This window comes from Mycoplasma ovis str. Michigan (assembly GCF_000508245.1).
GTDB lineage: Bacteria > Bacillota_I > Bacilli_A > Mycoplasmatales > Mycoplasmoidaceae > Eperythrozoon_A > Eperythrozoon_A ovis.
Genome location: NC_023062.1, coordinates 513748 through 531651, shown reverse-complemented (window position 1 = coordinate 531651; position 17904 = coordinate 513748). Strand labels below are relative to the sequence as shown.

At 31.9% G+C, this 17904-nt stretch carries 29 protein-coding genes; 13 read left to right on the top strand and 16 right to left on the bottom strand.

The genetic code is table 4. From position 1 onward, the window contains the following. Positions 1-19: 19 nt before the first annotated feature. The 11 genes from MR07_RS02985 to MR07_RS02935 all read right to left on the bottom strand — a co-directional run bounded on the left by MR07_RS02985 (position 20) and on the right by MR07_RS02935 (position 5941). Positions 20-832, bottom strand: coding sequence for a hypothetical protein (locus tag MR07_RS02985; RefSeq protein ID WP_024071423.1), 813 nt, complete (start codon positions 830-832; stop codon positions 20-22). 124 nt (positions 833-956) lie between these two features. Continuing rightward, complete coding sequence (locus MR07_RS02980; protein ID WP_024071422.1) at positions 957-1328, bottom strand: hypothetical protein; 372 nt, start codon at positions 1326-1328, stop codon at positions 957-959. A 274-nt stretch (positions 1329-1602) separates the two neighbouring features. Beyond that, positions 1603-1842: a hypothetical protein gene (locus MR07_RS02975; protein ID WP_024071421.1), complete on the bottom strand. Its 240-nt coding sequence runs from the start codon at positions 1840-1842 to the stop codon at positions 1603-1605. Further along, positions 1818-2078, bottom strand: a complete 261-nt coding sequence (locus MR07_RS02970; RefSeq protein WP_024071420.1) for a hypothetical protein — start codon at positions 2076-2078, stop codon at positions 1818-1820. Before MR07_RS02970 ends, MR07_RS02975 begins: the two co-directional genes overlap by 25 nt. A gap of 77 nt (positions 2079-2155) precedes the next feature. Then, complete coding sequence (locus MR07_RS02965; RefSeq protein ID WP_024071419.1) at positions 2156-2509, bottom strand: hypothetical protein; 354 nt, start codon at positions 2507-2509, stop codon at positions 2156-2158. Between the two features lie 107 nt (positions 2510-2616). Next, entirely contained in the window at positions 2617-3471 is an 855-nt protein-coding gene (locus MR07_RS02960; protein ID WP_043901206.1) for a hypothetical protein, read from the bottom strand. Positions 3472-3619: 148 nt separating this feature from the next. Continuing rightward, the gene (locus MR07_RS02955; protein ID WP_024071417.1) at positions 3620-4177 is read right to left on the bottom strand and encodes a hypothetical protein; all 558 of its coding nucleotides are present in this window, start codon (positions 4175-4177) and stop codon (positions 3620-3622) included. A 208-nt stretch (positions 4178-4385) separates the two neighbouring features. After that, the gene (locus tag MR07_RS02950; protein ID WP_024071416.1) at positions 4386-4595 is read right to left on the bottom strand and encodes a hypothetical protein; all 210 of its coding nucleotides are present in this window, start codon (positions 4593-4595) and stop codon (positions 4386-4388) included. A 59-nt stretch (positions 4596-4654) separates the two neighbouring features. Beyond that, positions 4655-5170 (bottom strand): hypothetical protein, encoded by a 516-nt coding sequence (locus MR07_RS02945; RefSeq protein ID WP_024071415.1) that lies wholly within the window; start codon positions 5168-5170, stop codon positions 4655-4657. 12 nt (positions 5171-5182) lie between these two features. Further along, entirely contained in the window at positions 5183-5386 is a 204-nt protein-coding gene (locus MR07_RS02940) for a hypothetical protein (protein ID WP_024071414.1), read from the bottom strand. A 201-nt stretch (positions 5387-5587) separates the two neighbouring features. Next, positions 5588-5941, bottom strand: a complete 354-nt coding sequence (locus MR07_RS02935; RefSeq protein WP_024071413.1) for a hypothetical protein — start codon at positions 5939-5941, stop codon at positions 5588-5590. A 470-nt stretch (positions 5942-6411) separates the two neighbouring features. Here MR07_RS02935 and MR07_RS02925 point away from each other — a divergent pair, with 470 nt between their 5' ends. From MR07_RS02925 to MR07_RS04665, 6 genes are all read left to right on the top strand, one after another. Beyond that, positions 6412-6615: a hypothetical protein gene (locus MR07_RS02925; protein ID WP_043901205.1), complete on the top strand. Its 204-nt coding sequence runs from the start codon at positions 6412-6414 to the stop codon at positions 6613-6615. Then, positions 6600-6908 carry a hypothetical protein gene (locus tag MR07_RS02920; RefSeq protein ID WP_024071410.1) on the top strand — a complete coding sequence of 103 codons (309 nt, stop codon included), beginning with the start codon at positions 6600-6602 and terminating at the stop codon, positions 6906-6908. The genes MR07_RS02925 and MR07_RS02920 overlap by 16 nt, the downstream gene beginning before the upstream one ends. A gap of 20 nt (positions 6909-6928) precedes the next feature. Then, complete coding sequence (locus MR07_RS02915; protein ID WP_144079566.1) at positions 6929-7267, top strand: hypothetical protein; 339 nt, start codon at positions 6929-6931, stop codon at positions 7265-7267. Between the two features lie 15 nt (positions 7268-7282). Next, positions 7283-7441 (top strand): hypothetical protein, encoded by a 159-nt coding sequence (locus tag MR07_RS04435; RefSeq protein WP_024071408.1) that lies wholly within the window; start codon positions 7283-7285, stop codon positions 7439-7441. A 49-nt stretch (positions 7442-7490) separates the two neighbouring features. Beyond that, complete coding sequence (locus tag MR07_RS02910; protein ID WP_024071407.1) at positions 7491-8105, top strand: hypothetical protein; 615 nt, start codon at positions 7491-7493, stop codon at positions 8103-8105. A 669-nt stretch (positions 8106-8774) separates the two neighbouring features. Then, on the top strand, positions 8775-8900 hold the full coding sequence (locus tag MR07_RS04665) for a hypothetical protein (protein ID WP_024071405.1): 126 nt from the start codon (positions 8775-8777) through the stop codon (positions 8898-8900). Between the two features lie 89 nt (positions 8901-8989). On the opposite strand, the gene MR07_RS02900 is transcribed toward MR07_RS04665, so the two are convergent. The 3 genes from MR07_RS02900 to MR07_RS04425 form a co-directional block, all read right to left on the bottom strand. Beyond that, positions 8990-9424, bottom strand: coding sequence for a hypothetical protein (locus MR07_RS02900; RefSeq protein ID WP_024071404.1), 435 nt, complete (start codon positions 9422-9424; stop codon positions 8990-8992). 288 nt (positions 9425-9712) lie between these two features. Next, positions 9713-9856: a hypothetical protein gene (locus tag MR07_RS04430; RefSeq protein WP_158432931.1), complete on the bottom strand. Its 144-nt coding sequence runs from the start codon at positions 9854-9856 to the stop codon at positions 9713-9715. Positions 9857-10156: 300 nt separating this feature from the next. Then, complete coding sequence (locus tag MR07_RS04425) at positions 10157-10330, bottom strand: hypothetical protein (RefSeq protein WP_158432929.1); 174 nt, start codon at positions 10328-10330, stop codon at positions 10157-10159. A gap of 140 nt (positions 10331-10470) precedes the next feature. On the opposite strand from MR07_RS04425, the gene MR07_RS02885 reads away from it, so the two are divergent. Both MR07_RS02885 and MR07_RS04420 read left to right on the top strand, forming a co-directional pair. Then, on the top strand, positions 10471-10773 hold the full coding sequence (locus tag MR07_RS02885; RefSeq protein ID WP_144079565.1) for a hypothetical protein: 303 nt from the start codon (positions 10471-10473) through the stop codon (positions 10771-10773). Positions 10774-10979: 206 nt separating this feature from the next. Continuing rightward, positions 10980-11159: a hypothetical protein gene (locus tag MR07_RS04420; protein WP_024071399.1), complete on the top strand. Its 180-nt coding sequence runs from the start codon at positions 10980-10982 to the stop codon at positions 11157-11159. Between the two features lie 63 nt (positions 11160-11222). Here MR07_RS04420 and MR07_RS02875 read toward each other — a convergent pair whose 3' ends face one another. Then, positions 11223-12308, bottom strand: a complete 1086-nt coding sequence (locus MR07_RS02875; protein WP_024071398.1) for a guanosine monophosphate reductase — start codon at positions 12306-12308, stop codon at positions 11223-11225. Positions 12309-12535: 227 nt separating this feature from the next. Between MR07_RS02875 and MR07_RS02870 the strand changes: the two genes are divergently transcribed. From MR07_RS02870 to MR07_RS02850, 5 genes are all read left to right on the top strand, one after another. Next, entirely contained in the window at positions 12536-14038 is a 1503-nt protein-coding gene (locus tag MR07_RS02870) for a phosphoribosyltransferase family protein (protein ID WP_024071397.1), read from the top strand. A 134-nt stretch (positions 14039-14172) separates the two neighbouring features. Next, positions 14173-14862 (top strand): hypothetical protein, encoded by a 690-nt coding sequence (locus tag MR07_RS02865; RefSeq protein WP_024071396.1) that lies wholly within the window; start codon positions 14173-14175, stop codon positions 14860-14862. Further along, complete coding sequence (locus MR07_RS02860) at positions 14826-15221, top strand: hypothetical protein (protein ID WP_024071395.1); 396 nt, start codon at positions 14826-14828, stop codon at positions 15219-15221. Before MR07_RS02865 ends, MR07_RS02860 begins: the two co-directional genes overlap by 37 nt. Positions 15222-15253: 32 nt before the next feature. Next, a complete protein-coding gene (locus MR07_RS02855; protein WP_024071394.1) occupies positions 15254-15883 on the top strand; it encodes a hypothetical protein in 630 nt (209 codons plus the stop codon). Continuing rightward, positions 15884-17455 carry an alcohol dehydrogenase gene (locus MR07_RS02850; RefSeq protein ID WP_024071393.1) on the top strand — a complete coding sequence of 524 codons (1572 nt, stop codon included), beginning with the start codon at positions 15884-15886 and terminating at the stop codon, positions 17453-17455. Here the strand turns inward: MR07_RS02850 and rplM are convergent. Then, on the bottom strand, positions 17441-17884 hold the full coding sequence (rplM, locus tag MR07_RS02845; protein ID WP_075047544.1) for a 50S ribosomal protein L13: 444 nt from the start codon (positions 17882-17884) through the stop codon (positions 17441-17443). The genes MR07_RS02850 and rplM overlap by 15 nt on opposite strands. Positions 17885-17904: the final 20 nt, after the last annotated feature.

Here is a 17904-nt window from a genome sequence, read left to right as displayed (position 1 = left end):
TTTTTTTAAAACTTTTTAATTATTTATTTTTTGATCAAGAAAGAGGAACTTGTATTTCAGTATTTTGATCTTGCCAGAAAATTAGACCAAAAACAACTTCATCTTCCATATTAGGTCTTCCGGATGATACTTCTTTTAAGTCAGATAAATTTTTATTTTGTAAGGCAGGAACTGAAGAGAGGGAGAAATTGAAGTTAACAACAGTTTCTGGGGTTGAAAGTACTCAAGGACATTCAAATGTAACAATATCTCCTTTTTCTATTCTTTTGCATTCATCTGCATTCCAGATATATTCGTCTTCAAAGTAATAAGAAGGCTCTTCTTCAGAAGAAGGGACGGTTAGACTAGAAATGTTTGAGGAGGTATCTGATTCTGCATGAGTTATTTGATCTTTACTTTTTTCGTCTTGTACTTCTGGTTTAGGAGAAGTCTCTTGCATATTTACATTTTCGGGCTTCCCCAGAGTCACCACTTGCCCTGCATTTTTCTCACCATCTTGACCGCCAATTTTCTCAACTTGATCTCTATCAACATGTTTCTCACTTTCAGATAATTGTGTTGATTCTTGATTTAATTGAGATGTTTCCTGAGTTTCACTAGAATATTGTCTTGTTGACACTTTCGGTCTTGATTCAGGAGTAGAGTAACTAGAGCTATCTGCAGAACCAGATTCAATTTTTCTTTTTGAATCAGTATCTAAATTAGTACTTTTATGTGAAGTATTTTCTTGAATGTTATTTACTACAGCAGAACCGGCTACAGATCCAGCAATCCCTCCTGCAACTCATAATGTAGTAAATAAATACTTACTTAGAGAGGGAAAAAGGGACATAAAATTAATTTAACTTAGCTTTTCCATAAAGCTTTCGTAATTTTATTTTTTAGAAAAGTCCATAGAATCTAGTCAAATTCAAGTTTCATTTCCCCCTTAAGTTTTGTCGTTCAGTTATTCGAACTTAATAATTTCCATAAACTAGACGATAATCTTTTTGGGTAACTAGTTTATAGGAGCATCCATTGCATTTCAAAGTGTTTGTTTCTATTTTGCAGATACTATCTAATGTTTTCCCATTTATTTTTTCAACTCCAGGTCTTTGAGTTCACCTATTTTTCAAGTCTAATTCCTTGCCTGAAGATAAATGTTTAGCATTGTCCTTAAAAATGAATGTCATTTTATGTCCAGACATATTGATTGATTCTATTGGAAAATAGTATTGATTAAGACCGGTCTTAGTATCCATATCCTTAATTCACCAAAGATAGAATAATGAAGGATTACTTCTTGAAGTATCCTTCGGCTGGCAAACAATTAATTCTCCTGCCGACAAATCATATGTTCAAGTTCAACATTTAAGTGTTTTTACTGTTCAGGTTTTCTTAGATTGTGATCCTAAAATTATTGATTTCCCTTAAGTATTTGCGACTGCAATACAGGTACCACTCCTTAGGTAAACCATAGATAATATAGAGAAAATTGCCCCAGAACTTAATACCAACATCTACAAAAAAATAGAGAAATTGTTGAAACTATTAATTCTAAATAACTAAATAAGCTTTTTAAAAAAGTTTTTGTTTAAAAAGCTTTGAAACAAATAATTACTTTTAAAGCTTCTGTTCTTGACCAATAATCAAAACTTTTATTTCCTTATTTTCTCCTCAAAATGATAAGCCTAAATCAATTACCTTTTCATCCTTAAGATCCAATGAAAGATCAGTTAAATCACTTCATTGTTTTCCATTTAATTCAGGTACCTTAGAAGTATAAAAGCTGAAATTAAGTTTTATAGATGGATCGATGGGTCAAATGCACTCCAAAGTTACTTGATCACCTTGTTCATGCATTTCACATTCTTGCTATCAAATTTCATTTGTTCTAACATACCAAAGTCATTAGAACTTACTAAAAAATAACCTTGAGCAATACGATGTCACTCTTCTTCCTCTTCCTTCTCAATTTCGAGAACAGAAGTTTGTAATTTTTCCTCATTGATGGAAGTTGAAGGTAAGTCGCCAAGAGGCATTTCTTTTACCTTTATGGGTGAAGGAGAAGAGGGAGTTGGAACTTTAATTTCTTTCAAAATACTCTCATCATTTAGAGGACTTTTTACTGTCTGCGGATTTTCCTTTTTTTAACATCCTCTAATTGAGAAGGTTTTTATTTTACAACTTTTTCTCCCGCTTCTTTTCTATTCGTTAATTCTTTTGCTGGAACATCATTTTTTTCTTTTTCGTCTTCAGAATTAGTTCCAACATTAGGATCCTCTCCTTTCACAACTAATGCAGAATCATCAGATTCTTGTTGCATAGTAGTTGGTTCTTGCGTAGAAACTTCCTCAAAAGAACTACTATCTTCTTTCTCCTCTGTTCCTTCAGCAGAAGATAATAAAGCATCACTTGGAGTCACACTTACACTCATGAGATTATCTCTAGCAACTTCAACAACAACTCCAGATGCACCTCCACTTGCAACTAACGAAGTTACTAATAACTTTTTCAATACTGAAAACATAGCTATAAGACTAATTTAGAGTCTTAATTTCATTATTTTTTCAAGCATTTTATAACTTTAAGCGAGTAAACCTTCCTATCTATTAAGAAGATGTAAATAATAGTTTTTTAAGTTTTTTGTGTTATTTGACTGACAAGGGGAATTTTTATTTCCTTGCTTATATCATCATGGAATAATAAACCTAAAGTAATAACGTTATCTAAATAAGTTGAAGAAATTGACAATTCTCACAAATTAGATCAATTCTTTTCGCTCAATTCAGGAACTAAAGAAGGAGAAAAAGAAAAATTAACAAAAGTTTTTGGTTTTGAATAATCTAATTCACACTTAAAAACTATTTGATCTCCTTGTTGACTCTTAACACATTCTTTGTTTATATCTCACTGATATCCATCTTCCAAAATATCAGGATCTCCCGAATCAACTGAAAATCAATTTCTCTCGGAAACAGGTGTTCATTCAATGATTAAATCCTCCTTTTCTAATAATTGTGGTTCTATTGAAGGATCCGAAATCTCATGAGTATCATCTTCCGGGGCAACTTTTTGAGATTGGAGTGTATCAGGCGTTTCCGTTTCTTTCTCTCCTTTTATTTCCGGATTAGAAGGAGAACTTACTTCTTCTTCTGTCTCTGTAGAATCTTCCAGATTTTCTTCTTGCCTTGGGGCTCTATCAGTTAGAGCTTTGCCTTCCTCATTCTTGTCATTTGTAAATTTTGTTCCAGTTGGTTCGTGACTTGGTGTATTTTGCCCCGATCCCTCCAATTCAGGTTCTGAAGATTCTTGTCCTGTTGGTGTTGCGTCTTGGCTTTCCGCTAGATCATTAGTTGGCACAGTTACACCCAAAACTTGAATCTCTTTAATTGCACTGAAGCTTAAAACTCCAGCAAGAGTTCCACTTGCCACACCTCCAGCCCCTAATGTAAATAACAAATATTTATTCATAGGGAAAGAAAGGGTCATTTTCTTTAATTAGTGTTTCAGCATATTGATAATCATAAATTAATCCTTCTAGTAGCTCTTACAAGAGAATAATAATTTCTAAGTAAATTATTGAAGTCTTGTGGATTAATGATTCAATTTACTTAGAACAAACATCTAGTTGGTCAAATTATTTTTTTAATGTAATTGTTTCTTTGGTTACTTGTCAAGAATTACCACATCTAAAAAGATAACTAGAGTTACTTGAATCATCTTTTTTGCTTAAAGTGCAATCTTTTTCAGGAAGCAACTCTGGACTATTTAAACTAGAACTTCCTGTATATTGAATTCATACAGGCAATTTATCTAAGACTACTTTTTCTCCATCCAATAACTCAATGGAAATCTGGGTTTTTAGATTTCCTTCAATCTTATATTGAAAGCTTTTTATTTTTTTAGTTATTGTTTCGCTTAAATCATTAGTTCTGTCTTCTAGGTGATAAATTAATTCTGGTTTATATGAACCAGATTCGAGATACGGACAAATGTATATTTTGTGATTCTTTTTCCTATGAGTTGTAGATGTGTAATCCTCTAATTGACTACAGATTGAAAAATTAGAGGAAAGATGCAATGAGATTCTATCTTGTAAATTTGTGTAATTATTGGAGGAAGAAGGAACAACAAATGGAATCGAAGAAATGCCTCCTAATACAGAACATCCAGCCAAGACTTTAGTTGTAAACATTGTCAAGTTATTTAGTTAGGATTAGAAAAATTGTTACAAACTTTAAAAATTCATTACTTAGTATGTTGGACAGAACCACTAATCTATAAATCTTTATTTAATAAGATATTAAGCTTCTTTTCCTGTTGTTCTATTTAATGAACCTAATGATTAAACAAATTGTTTTCCTCTTTTAACTCCCAAAACTACTCCCAGAATCATAAAGTCTTTAATATTCAGGAAAACAATGCTGTATATCTTTATTTTCCAGTTCTTGAAAATCTCAAAGAATATTTGCTATATCTTCTATATCTTTTAAGATTGAACAATTCTCTTTTTCAATTGCTTTAGGTTCTGTTGTTCCAATTTCAGTAACAACTTGAATGTTTTTAATTGACTGAGTTTGATTGGAAATTAAGAAAGATGTTCCTCCAATCACTCTCTCTAGACCTCCTGTCGCAATTAAAAATTTGGGATTTAAAACCAGAAAAGATGTGCTTAATTGATTGAGATAAAGATTAAGTTAGGAGAAATTGTAGGCTTGGTTATTTCCAAAATATTGACGCTTTTATCGAACGATGTCACTCCAGCTTGAACTCTTCCATTCCAAGTCGCAGTTATAGGGTTTTCAAATCTATTACCTGAAAAAGTAATTTCTCGATAATTTTTCGAATTTTCTTGCGGTGTTGTAATTTGCATAGTTATTTCAAGTTTGTTTCCTGTGGTTAATGTTGCTCTATTTATAAAGAGATTATTAGGGAATGCCGCCCCCGACCAATCACTAGGGAATTTTGAATCTTGCCCTGTATAAGTACTTTTGCAAGTCATCGAGAAATAATGATCTATGTCTATGGTCTCTCCAGAATCTCAGATTGCATCTCCCAATGCTTTCTCACTTTCCGTAAGTTTGCTCGTATCCTTAAGGTCTATTATTACGCAATTACCAATATTTTGTTCTTTCGTTGGAGGAACAGCAACTTGCGGAGATGCATCTTCAATTTGTGTAGTTGGCAACTCTTGAGTTACTTAAGGAGTAGATGCTGGAGTAGTCGTTAGAGGAGGAATCTCAGGAGAAGAAGTACTTGAATCAGGAGTAGAAGATTGAACTATTACTTGAGCACTAGGTGTGCTAGTATTTGAATGCCCCTGCCACTGTAGTAGTAACGGGATTCCTGCACATCCTCCCCCAACACAAGCAACTAGAGAAAGTGAGCTGGGACTTATAGGCATAGTTAACTAATTTCTTTTATCAATGGAGCAATAAGAACGTTTAATTTGCTAAAGGGCGATAATTAATTGGCAATTATTTTAATGTTTTTTATATCTCTAAAAACCAAAATTTTCTCTTAACAATAGATACAAACAGGACTAATTGCACTGATTGTAAATAAGAAGTTATCTAATTGGAATCTAAGTTATTAACTTCTAGGATTATTTATATTCATAATTATTTTCTCCATAAATTCCTCTGATAGTTTCTCCTCCTCTCAAATAGTCATGGCAGGTAAGAATTAATTTATCACTAAATCCGTTTAATGAGCATGAACATACAGCAATTGTTGATAAGGTTACATTTCCTCCTGTGTGTTTTGCTCAGTGTAAATTGATATGTTTCAAGTGCTCATATTTTTTAGTGTCTCTAAATATTGGAGTAGTCCTAATAGCTGTACCATCTTCTAACTTATAAGTACTGTTTCCATGATGTTTCATGAAATAATATTTTCTATCTTGACAAGGGCTGAAAAGAATATCATCTTTCAATAATGCCTGATTTCCTCACCTCATACCTAATTCTTGAAAAGTTAATTTTTTTTAGACCCTTTTAATAATTGTTCAACATTACTAATACCACTTAGCTTTAATTGATTCTCTACTGAGAGAGTTTTCCCCAATGTGACAGATTTTCTCTTCTTTTCTTTAGGAATTACCTGTCTTGAGACAAAAATAAAAGGAGATCCAGTTATTCAACACAAAATTGAAAGACAACCCAAAATCTTTAAAGAAGAAGTTACATAAGACATAAGGATAAATTAATACTTTGTTTCCTTATTAAATAATGTCAAACAAATTCGAATTATTCACTTCTTTTTAAGGTTGAAGTGATAATTTCGTGTAGATTATTTTCCTTTGAGTTGTTTTACGCACAAGAAAATTAACTATCAAGTAAATTCTCATTAAAATGTTCCCTAACAAGGAAACAATTTAATTGCAGGAGCGGGGAGACCATTAAATCCTTGTAAACTTAGATAATTTCTGTGTCTTTAAGTCTCAAATTGTTAACTATTCCTTTAGTAGGATTAGGAGGAGCTTCAGCTTTAATTCCCTTATCTTTTTCAAATTCTTCGAATCGTCTCAGTATATATGAAAAAATCAAAAAATTGGGGGGGATTGCAAAGAAGTTAAGTCAAGAGAAAATGGAGAGAGCGACAATAGTGTTGGAGTATTGGTTGTTTGTCTAGAAGAGAAAGGTTCAGATAAAAAACAAGTCACATTTAAATGATTCAAGAATTACCAAGATATAAGTCCTGCGAAAGTTAAGTGATTAACTTCTACTGGATTAGGGATTGTAAAAGTCCAACTTGAAGAGGATGAAGATGGAAAGGAAGAATTATTTGTTCCCAGTGAAGAGGTATTTAGGGGAAATTCTGTGATCACTGTTGTGAAGCCCGCATCCAATAAAGAACATAAATTTGATGGCTCTAATTGTCAAATCCAATCAAAGGAAAAAGACTGAGGGGTGAATTGTACATAATTTTTAAATAGTCATTATTTATGATTTTTTCCTTAAAGATCGTGGTTCCTGCAATAGGTGCAGTTGCTGGGGCTTCTGTTGTAATACCTGTAGTTTCTAAGTCTTCTAGTGGTTCAAAATATTCTCCTACTGAATTAAAAGTAAAAAATGTTGGTAACTGCAAATTAGTTGCAGGAAAGGAGGAAGGCAAAGAACGCGAAAAGTCACAATTGATAGTTTGTTTATCAGGAACCAAGGAACAACCAACAAAACCAGAGGTTACATTTAAATGGTTTAAAAATTTAGAAGACTCTGAGCCAGTAAATGTAAAGCAAATTACAATTACTCCACAAGGGAGACTTCAGTTCTTATTAAACTAAGAAAGTCCTCAAGAAATGATACATTGAAACCCCTCTTCAGAAGTGCTTGATGGAACAGGAGATGTAAAGATTGAGAAGCCTGATAACGAACAATTGATTGAAAGTTCTAAATGTCAAGTATCTTCTGGCTGACAAGAAAACTGGAATTGAAAAATAGTTTGTTTAACCAAATAAATTCTTGGATCTTTAAAAAGATCAAGAAATAATATTTAATTTCTAAAGTATGTCTTTGAGTCCTAAGATACTCTCTTTATGTGCTGGCGTTGGAGTAGGTTGTGTAGGAATTCCGTTAGCTTTTAGTCAAACAACTAATTCTAGTGATTCTGCTCCAGCACAAATAGTTCAGGCAGATCAGCCATCTCAAGATGTTTCATCTCCTGTCCCTTCGGAACCAAAAGCACCTACTGTTCCTATCTCCGCTAAAGAAGAGGAAGATGGCAATTGTAAATTAATAGAAATGCCCTTGGAATTTAGTGATATTCTATTCTCATTCGACAAAAACAAGAATAATTATTACACAATATCTTGCACTACAAATACTGGCGTTGTTAGTATTCTAGGTTCTTCAACTGATTGAACTGGAGTATTTCCTAAAAGCTTATTTCTAAATGGAAATACACTACGAGAAGGAAGCAAAATTGAAGTGCAAGTAAAGATCACTCCTTTAGAGGAGGGTGTAGCTGATTACAATAGATTAGTTTTTGAAAGTAATAAATTTGCATCTCTTGTATCTGGTGTATGAATGGGAGAGGAGCAAAAATCAGGAACTAAGAATATAAGAATTATTAATATCACTGATCCTAGGAATTCAGATGATATTTATCTGTCTTTTAATTAGATAAATTTTTTTTAGAAATTTTGTTAATTCCTAAATTTTGTAATTTAATTACTTCCGAAAAACAATTGCTTAAGTTCTAGTTAAAACATCAGCAGAATTTATAATCCCTTAAGAAATCTTTGCAAAAAAAAGTAACTGTAAAGAAGAAACCAGAGGTAAAAATACATGGATTGTAAAAGATTAGTTGTTAGATTTTCTCTTATTTAAACTTGAATTTTTTTAATTAATTGTCTAGGAAGCATAAGAAAAAAAGAACACTACCTTAGGTCAAGTTTCTATTAATCAAGAAAGCTAAAAATAAAATTTATCTCTCTGAGCTGAAGCTGGAGAGAAATATAAGAGTTTATTGATTAGCACTTTAGAGAAAATCATAGAAATTAAAGAAACAGCACCAACGGATTATCTTTGTGTTGTTTTGCGAAAAGATTGAAAGAAGTAAAATTAAGAGAACATGAAAAAGGTGAAGTTGTTTCTGGGTCTGGCTGGGGTGACTTCCACGACTGTGGGTGTTGCAACCACCTTAGGAGCCGGTAATTTTTTTCTACACCTGTTACAAATACAACTGTCTCTACATCAGAAACTTCTTCCCCCTCAGTCACAACTAGTACTGTTTTAGTTAGTTCTTCAGAAAATTCCAGTGATACCCCTCTTTCTCACTCTGCTCCCAAAATGAAGGAGTTAAATGATGGATGAAAAAAGTATGACAAATGCAGAGAGTACTCAATACACGAAAAATGCAAATCTCTTTTACCAAAGTGATTTGATAAGTCTTTTCCTACAGTTTTTAATAGTTAGTTAGTATCTAAGTAATTAATAAATCTAAGTTTTTTAGTATTTTTTTCCCTTAACTAAGTAGATTTATATTTCGATAAGTATTTAAAAAACTAAATTAATTCTCCCAAACTTTCTTCTCCTCTAGGAGTCAAATCTATCTTCCCTATTCACACATAAATTGGATCAGAGGAAATAGTAGGAGAAACTATTTTCACTTCAACCATTCTAGAATCCACTCCTTCTCAAGTTTGTTGTCAAGGCCATTCTCCAATAACTGGAGAATAAAAATTAGCTCCACTGAAGGTTGTTCGATAATTTTTCGATTCCTCCAAAGATTCAGTATTTTCTTTTATCTCAATTTTCTTTCCCATAGTCAAAGAATTTAGGTTTGTAAATAAAACATTAGGAAATAATCCTGCTCAATTTGCAGTAAAAGGAGAGTCAGTAGATTTGTCTGTATTGTCACAATCAACTTTTACATAAGAATCGGGATTTATAGACCTTAAAGTTCAAAGAATATCTTCTATTTCTTGTATCTTTTTCACTATAGTACAATTTCCTTAATTTTCTAGTTTTATGGTTTCCGGTTGAGTCCCGTTTGCTACAGAGGTCTGAGTTTCTTGCGATTCAGTTATTGTTTTCTCAGGTTACTTGTTTACTCCATTCTTTGTTGATAACAATCAAGGAATTCCTCCTGCACCCCCTCCTATAAGTAAGGTTGAGCTGACAATCTTAAGACTTAAAGGCATACTTTAGAAATTAGATAATATTTCCTAGCTTTTTCAAAGAAGAGAGGATTTATTTTTTATTTAACTATATAGATTTTTATTCCATTACTTAGATTCTGCCTTGGGAAGAAAAAGATATATTGAGTTGCCTGAAAATTCTTCTCCTGTTATAGTAACGGACACCTCTATTGCTTTTAGTTGTTGCGTTGAGTCAATAAAATCTCAGTTTCCTGAGATCTTAGATTTCAACCCCTCCCCACTAAAAACTGCCTCAATTCGACTACTCGGTTGACCATCTATCTTTTGTGTTTCAGTAGTTATTTCAAATTTTTCCTCTTTTTCGGAAATAAATTTCTCAACTAGAATGGATGAAGGAAGTAATCCGGTTCATCCTTCGGTAAGAGGAATATAGGCATCTTCTACATTAGTATCATTGCAGGAGACCCCAACATAATTTTTTTGATCCTTGTTTTGCGTTCGAAGAAATTCAATTAATTCTGAAGAGATTTCCTTTGTTGTACATACTCCTTTTGATCTATTTTCGTCGCCTTATGAATCTGAATCTCCAAATTCAGTTGTAGAGGTTGCAGGAATTACTGCTGGAAATGCTTGTTGAACTAGATCTGTTCTAGTACTTTGCTTTTGAACCAAATATATAGGTAACCCAATAGCACTACCGCCGAGTGTTGCGATAGATATTAAGGCTGTTGGGCGGATAGACATAACAAAAACTACTTAATTTCTTAAATTTAAACAACAAGTAGAAAAATTTCTACTTAAAAACAATCAAAAGACTGACATAATAATTTTTTGAAAATAAAATTCCTAAATTTTAAAATAATTTAAATTATTTTTTTATGTTTGTGGCTGGTAAATTAGCTGTTTTATTTGTTGCAGGTTCTTCTGCAGCAGTTCCTGTTTACTTATCACAAAGTAGTACTTCTCATTCAACTCAGTCTAAAATTGATATCCCAAATTGCTCCGCAACATACAGATGACAGGTAAAAATAAATGGACAACACTCCATTAAAATGTCTTCACAAACTATAAATCAGGTACTACAAAGATCTTCTGTTGGTGCAACCAGTATTGAAATAAACAGGAAAGATGAATGAGACAAATGTCAGATGCAGGATGATGGCCGCCATACTGAAGAATTAAGATAATTATTTCTGAAATTAAGTTTTTATCTAAAGAGAATGAGTTTTTTGCCCTCTTCTTTAATAACTTTCTTAAAAGTGATTGCGTTGGGAGGTGGTGCTATTGCAGTGCCATTTACAATCGATAGTTTACAAAGTCATACTTATCAAAGTACGGGCGCAGCAATCAATTCAAGTGAACATTTTCAATCCCAGAGTATAGTGAGGAATTCATGAAAAAATGTGAAGATAATTCTAAATTGACTGTTAAATTAACTGATGGTTCAACAAAAACAGTCAATAAAGAAGGTCTTATGAAATTAATAAAAGAAAATGAGAAAACTCCCGATCTTAAGGAGATAGAATGACCGGAGGGTTGCGAGTGAGAAACTCAATCTTCTTCAGAAAGTTAAGAAAAAATTTCTTTAGTTTAAAAGAAATAATTAAAGAACTTTAGGAGATTAAGTCTAAAAAATTTAACCTATTAATTTATCTATGCCGTGATAATCACTTCTTTCTAAAGTTGAAGTGGTAATTTTTGTGAAGACTGCCTTTTCCTTCGCTTCCTTCAAGTTAATTGCTCCAAAATAACCAAAAGAAGCTTTAATTCCCCATTCAATAGAATTTAAGACTTCTTTAACTGGCCCTTTAGCCTTTACATAACTTTCCACTCCTTCCGCAACTCTTTTGCAAGTAGCCAACAAGTGTCTGTTATATCTCCCTTCATTATTACTTCTCATAACTCCATAACTTCCCATTCCTCGATAGTATTTATATTTGACTCCTTCAATTTCAACAATATCCCCTGGACATTCATCAGAACCTGCAATCACATTCCCCAACATAACTGCATCAGCTCCACACGCTATTGCCTTTACTATTTCTCCAGTAGTTCTTATTCCCCCATCTGCAATAACTAAAACATTTTTATCTTTACAATAGTCTGCCACCTCAGCAATTGCATCCATTTGCCCTCTCCCAATACCAGTAACCATTCTTGTAATACAAATAGAACCGCAACCAATTCCCACCTTTACTGCATTTGCTCCCCTTTCTATTAAGAATTTGGCAGCTTCCGCAGTAACTATGTTTCCTGCAATTAAATAAACAGATGGAAAGGACTTTGAAATTCATTGAACTAAATCCCCAACACTTTTAGAATGTGCGTGAGCACAATCTACAACAATCACATTTGCTCCAGAAGCAACCATATTAGAAATCTCTGCTTGAGTGTTGTTAACACCTACAGAGACACATATTGGCTTATTTTCTCCAAATTCTGCTTTTAGTTTTTTAATATTTTCAATATTTTCAGAAGCCATAACATTTTTATGTAATGGGCCACAACCACCATAAGAAATAATTTCTCTTGCCATTTGATAACCAGTTATAGTGTCCATCGCGGCAGAAAAAATAGGAATTGAAAGACTTATTTTTTCGTTTAATTTAAGAGTTAAATCAACATTTTCAGGGAGAATCTCAGAATAAACAGGTTTTATTAGGACATCATCAAAAGAACAGGAAGTTTCTGCCTGCGATATCTTGTTTTTAAAAAATGACATTAAATACTACTTAGATACATTCCCTCAATAAATATTTAAATATTTGAAATTAAAAATTTTAAAGAAAAGTAGGTTAAAAACACTCTTTTCTTTATTATTGAAATTTCACTTAAACAATATTAAAGAGTTATTTTTTGCCATCAAAAATGTAGTTCTTTATAAATAAATATCCCTTTAAATCAATAAATAAAATCTCAAAAGTATTCAAGAAAGAGGACGTAGTTATCGTGCAATTTACTTCTCCTTTAGCTATTGGAGTAACCAGTCGTCATTGGGTTAATATCTTTGAGGCTCATTTAGATTGGGCCAGAGTAAATCAACAAATTGACGATCACGATTACAATACTACTGTTAATCAGCTGAAAACCTTTTCTTCTGAAATTCCAGAATCTTCTTTTGAAAATTTCAAAACTAGTATCAGGTATGCATTGTCTGGTAAGGCAAGTGATATCCTTTCAAAAATTCCTGAAAGTTTTGCATTTCACCTTTCTCAGTCTCTGGTAGTTAAAGAAAATAACTCTGTCACTTTAAGAAGTTACTACCAATATAGAAATGTTGTTAGAGATATGGCACTCCAACATAAGAATGTATTACAAAAGTTGAATGGAAAAGTTACAACTGTTGGTTACCAATTTTCATTGTTTTACAACACTCTTTCTGATATTCTTGAAAAATTTATTCTTTCAAGAAGATATCTAGAAATTGTTAATGCTGGAAGTGATTTATCTCATTTCATAGAAGATTATTCCTTAAATCAACTTGATTTCATTGCAAAAAAACTTGAGTTGTTTAATGTCTCAACTTTTGCCTCTTCAAATCAAAATGGATTTGTTGCGAGCGCCAAAGATTTGTCTCGCCTCTCCAAGGGAATGATTAATTACGTAAAACATCTTCATTCGAAAGGGCAATTAGATTCTTTTGATAATGAATTAGTCAATCAAATTCAAAGTTCTGCAGATTCAGTAATTTCTTTTAATCATCAAAATTTTGATGTTGACTTCGATACTTATTCCAGTCTTTTTATTCAAACAAACAATGCTTTCTCGGGAACCATTAGAATTTTGCAGTCAATTAAGTTAAGAGAAAAAGATATAGAAAAAGAGGTTTCTGGGGTCAATCAAGGTCAAATTGAGGCAGCTATAAACAGTTTATTTAGCAGAATATTTGACAAAGAAAAGAAGAGAGAAGTGTTGGGAAAAATATTCTTTGAAGCTCCAGAGATGGAAAATATGATTTACAGATTGGCACAACAAATTAATAATGAATATAGGGATTCAAAAAATCCTGTTTGTTGTGTAGGTTTTACCGAAGGAGCAATTGTACTTCTTGGAAAAATTATCCCCTTATTCAATTTCCCTCTTTATTTGGTGACATATAAGATCTCCCTTTATGGTTCTGAAGTTAGCGGAGATGCAACAAAGGAAATAGATGTTAATTTCGATAACTATAAATACGATGGAAACAGAGTTTTGGTTTTTGATGACATCTTGAATATAGGATTAACAGTTACGAAGTTTATTGAGCAGGCTAGAAAGAAGACTAAGGCCATTGACTTTAAAGTTTGTGTGTTATTTAAGAAACCAAATGAAAAAAATATTTATGGAGATGCTGACTTTTCAGGAAGTTCGGTTTCAGATGAATGGTTGGTAGGTTTTGGATTAGATAGCAACTTTCAACACAGAAATATAGATGCTACGGGGACCTTAAAGGAATCACCCAAAGATAATTAATTATTTTTTAATTAGAGAGTTAAATTTTTCATTCATATTTAGGACTATCTATAAATTAACAAATACAAAATCGAACTTTATTTGTTTCTTTAGCGCCGTATTAAATAAATTAATAAGCGCAATTAAACAGTTAGATGTTTACATTTGCTAAATTAGTAAATGTCGCTTTAGGAACTTTAGCTGTTGGTAGCATAGGCGGAATTGTTGTTCCAGTAGTTTTGGGGATAAATGATTTTTTATTAGAAGGAGATACTTCTAATTGAAGTATTAATCTAGGAGAGCTTGAGAAAACTGAACAAGAAATTAGTACAAAACTATCCAAATCAAAAGTTAAATATATCGAAGCTTTAAAGTGACTAGATTATTTAAAAAAAATTAATTTTCAAAAAATTATTGAACTCTTCAATAATTTATTCAAAACTGAAACAACAATAGAAAGTAAATATAAGGAGCTGAAAGAACAATTGGAGAACTTGACTAAATTAACAAAAGAAGAGGGAGAGACTATTTCTAAATCTCTAGAAGTTCAAAAAGAATTGAAACTCTTAACTCATTACAGTAGTATCATTAGTCAATTGAATATAGGATTGCATAATTGAGATAAGGAATTCCAAAAGATTATTTGCCTTTTGGAAGATGAAAAAGGTCAAGAGATTGATAATTGTAATACTAAAGGGTGACTTCGGCCTCTATTAAATTTGATAAGTCTTAAGGGGATAGGAGGACCGCAAGTGGAAGCTGTATCTCAAGAAGCTTCATCATCAGGCTCTTCGGGGGGGGCGAAGCCGTGAAAGAACAACTTAAGCAGATTAAAGAAGAGTTAGAGAAATTGAGTGAATCTGTTGCCAGCTTTTCTAGAAATAAGTTATTGGAACAGGCAAAATTTGCTGGTCAAAAAGCTATTAATTGGGGAAAAAGAGTTGCTCTAGAATTGACTTTGGCAAGTATTTTATCTAAAAAAGAATTTGTAAATAGTTCTGTGCAAGCTATTCAAAAGGCTATACAAGAATCAACTAATCAACTTAATAAATTAGTTTCAGATATACACGCAAAAAATAAAAAATTAGAAGAATTAAAAAATAATATAGTTCTGGTAAAAAAATATGAGGGGTTATTCCTTAATAGCTTATGTAATTTACATACAGTTGAGAAATCAGAATGTGGAAAGAGCTCAATTAAATAATCTTTAATTAGAGAGAAAGGAGTCTATCTAAGTTGTCTGATTTAAGTTGATTAGCTTATACGAGTTTCGTAATAGTTTTACTAGTTATTGCTGTAGCTTGTTATTATCTTTTCTTAAGACTTAGAAAAGATATTATTCAAGACATCTTAGACTCAAAAAAGAAGTGTTTTGATCTTTTCAAAGAAGTCTATCACTTGTCTCTCGAAAAGGCTATTCATGATGAAAAAATTAGTAACTTTATAGCAGGACTAAAAAGTTTACCAGACGATAATCTTTCTTCCGTTCAGTTAAGTGACAACTTAACTTCTCAAGAAGTTAAATTCAAGAGTTTGTTGGCTAGAGAAGATTTTTTTAATCTTTGCAAGGAAAGAATTTATGAATTAGTCAATATATTATTGGCCAAACATACAAAATTAACAGAAATAATTATGAAAATGGCAAATCTAGATGGAGATCATGAGGATTCTTCTGTTAAAAAGAAGAAAAACTTAATTAATATTCTGTTCTCAAAGACTCCAACTAAGTGATCTGTGCTACTTGGAGAACTAAAAGAAAAAGTAAATGATCTGAAGGGAAATAAGAATTTGTTAATTCATAGCTTTACTTCTTGGGAACAAGAAATAAGAGAAAAGATGTTATCTCTAAAGGCTGCAGGAAATTAGATGTCTTCATTTGTTTCCAAAGTTAAAGGGACTACTAGTAGGTTATTCCCCAAGAAACCAAAGGAAGATATTTCAGAGTCAATATATAAAAACTCTTTAGATAGTCAATTATTTTTTAAATTTCAAAGATCTTCCCTTCAATTTAAGTCTCCTAATTCCAAAATAAATTCTTCCTCTCACATCACATTTAAAGAGGAACTAGAACTTAACAAATTTAGGGAATTAATAGTTGAGAATAGGAAGAATTTAGATGCCAGCTGAACTTATTTAGATCCCCTTAAAGAGCCTGATTATGAAGAGATTCTAAGAATAAGGGAAGAAAGAATAGCTAAAGCCAAAGAAAATAACCAAAATTTAGTAGAAAAACCAAGTCTTGAAATTAAGAAAAAAAAGAAAAAAGATAAAAGAAAAATACCTTTGTTAAATAACTGAGAAGTTAGCGACGATGCTTTAGAAAGATCTTTACTTCCCAAACTAAAGAAAGCGAAGATTAATAATCTGATAGTTCTATCAGATGATGCCTACACTAGACAATTAGTTGGTTACAGAAAACTAATAGTAATACTAGAAGATAACAAGATTCCGTTTCTAGAATACACCAATATTCAACCTACACTGACTAGAGAATCGGCTAACAAGCTAATTAGTTTCTGTAATCAACATAAAACCAACTCTCTTTTAGTAGTAGGTTCTAACTCACTTATAGACTTCTCTAAGTTAATCATGAGAAGACTTATCAAACCAAAGAGTCTAAGAATGCAATCTAATACTTCTAGACCTGTGGTTTCTTCTTATTACTCTATGTTTTCTCTTCCAACTTTGATTATTCCCTCTACTAAGTCACTTGAGCAACCAATACTAGAGAACAAGCCAATATTAAAGAACAAAAATTATTTTGATAACTCTATTTTTCTGTTTAATCCAATAGATAGTTCTGATTTTGTTGCTTATCTTCCTAGTTTTATTTTGGAGTACAAGAAAACTAAGCAACAAGAATTATTACATTTGTTATTTTTCAGACTCATCTTCAGTTATTTTGACAGTGAATTAACTACTGAAGATAGGATGAGATTAATTCGTGAACTTAAGTCTATAGAGTGATACCTGAACTATTTGATCGAGAGCCCCTCCTTGTCTTTAATAGATGCAAAGATTATTATGGGTATTGCCGCCAAATGTTTTGATGGAAGGTATTTTATGACTAAATCAAGTTACTGAACTTGATTTAAATTAGCGGCTAATTTAACTAAGTTAACTCAAATAGAGTTTTATAAGTCTTTGGCTTTGTTCTTTCCATCATTTTTGGAATATATTTCCATAAATGATAAGGAAGGTCACGATAGAGCCTTGGAATTAAGTTACCTTATGTTTGGTTTAGCTTCTACTGAAGGATTAGTACTTCAAATTATTAAGCATATCAAGAAATTTGGATTACCACAGAAATTCTATGATATCCCTACTCTTAAGAATCTAAATAGTAAGTTTATGAATCAACTAGTTAAACAATCTTCTCCTTTTTTAACCTCTTACAAAATGACTAAAACAATAATTCAGAATCTAGCAGTTTGGTAGTTGGGCTGTGTGTGGATGTTCTGAACCTTTATAAATTTTTAATTTATTCATTAAAGCTCTAGATAAATATCTATTTTTAGGTAACATCCCCTTAACGGCTAACATAATCATTTTGTCAGAGTAATTTTCTAGCATTTCTTTCCCATTTCTCTTTTTAAGTCCCCCAGGATAACCAGAATGTCTGTATCAAAATTTATCTGTTAATTTATGACCAGACAATCTCACTTTGTCACTGTTAATGACTACTACAAATTCTCCACAGTCATAAGATGGAGTGAAATCAACTTTACCTTTTCCCCTTAGAAGATTAGCTATTTGAACAGCTAATCTACCTAAGTAAACATTTTTTGCATCTAACAATACTCACTTTCTCTTGGATAAAGCTTCTTCTCTAGTAAGTAAAGTAGTTTTTCCTAAATTTATTTCCATAATCTATTAATTAATCTACT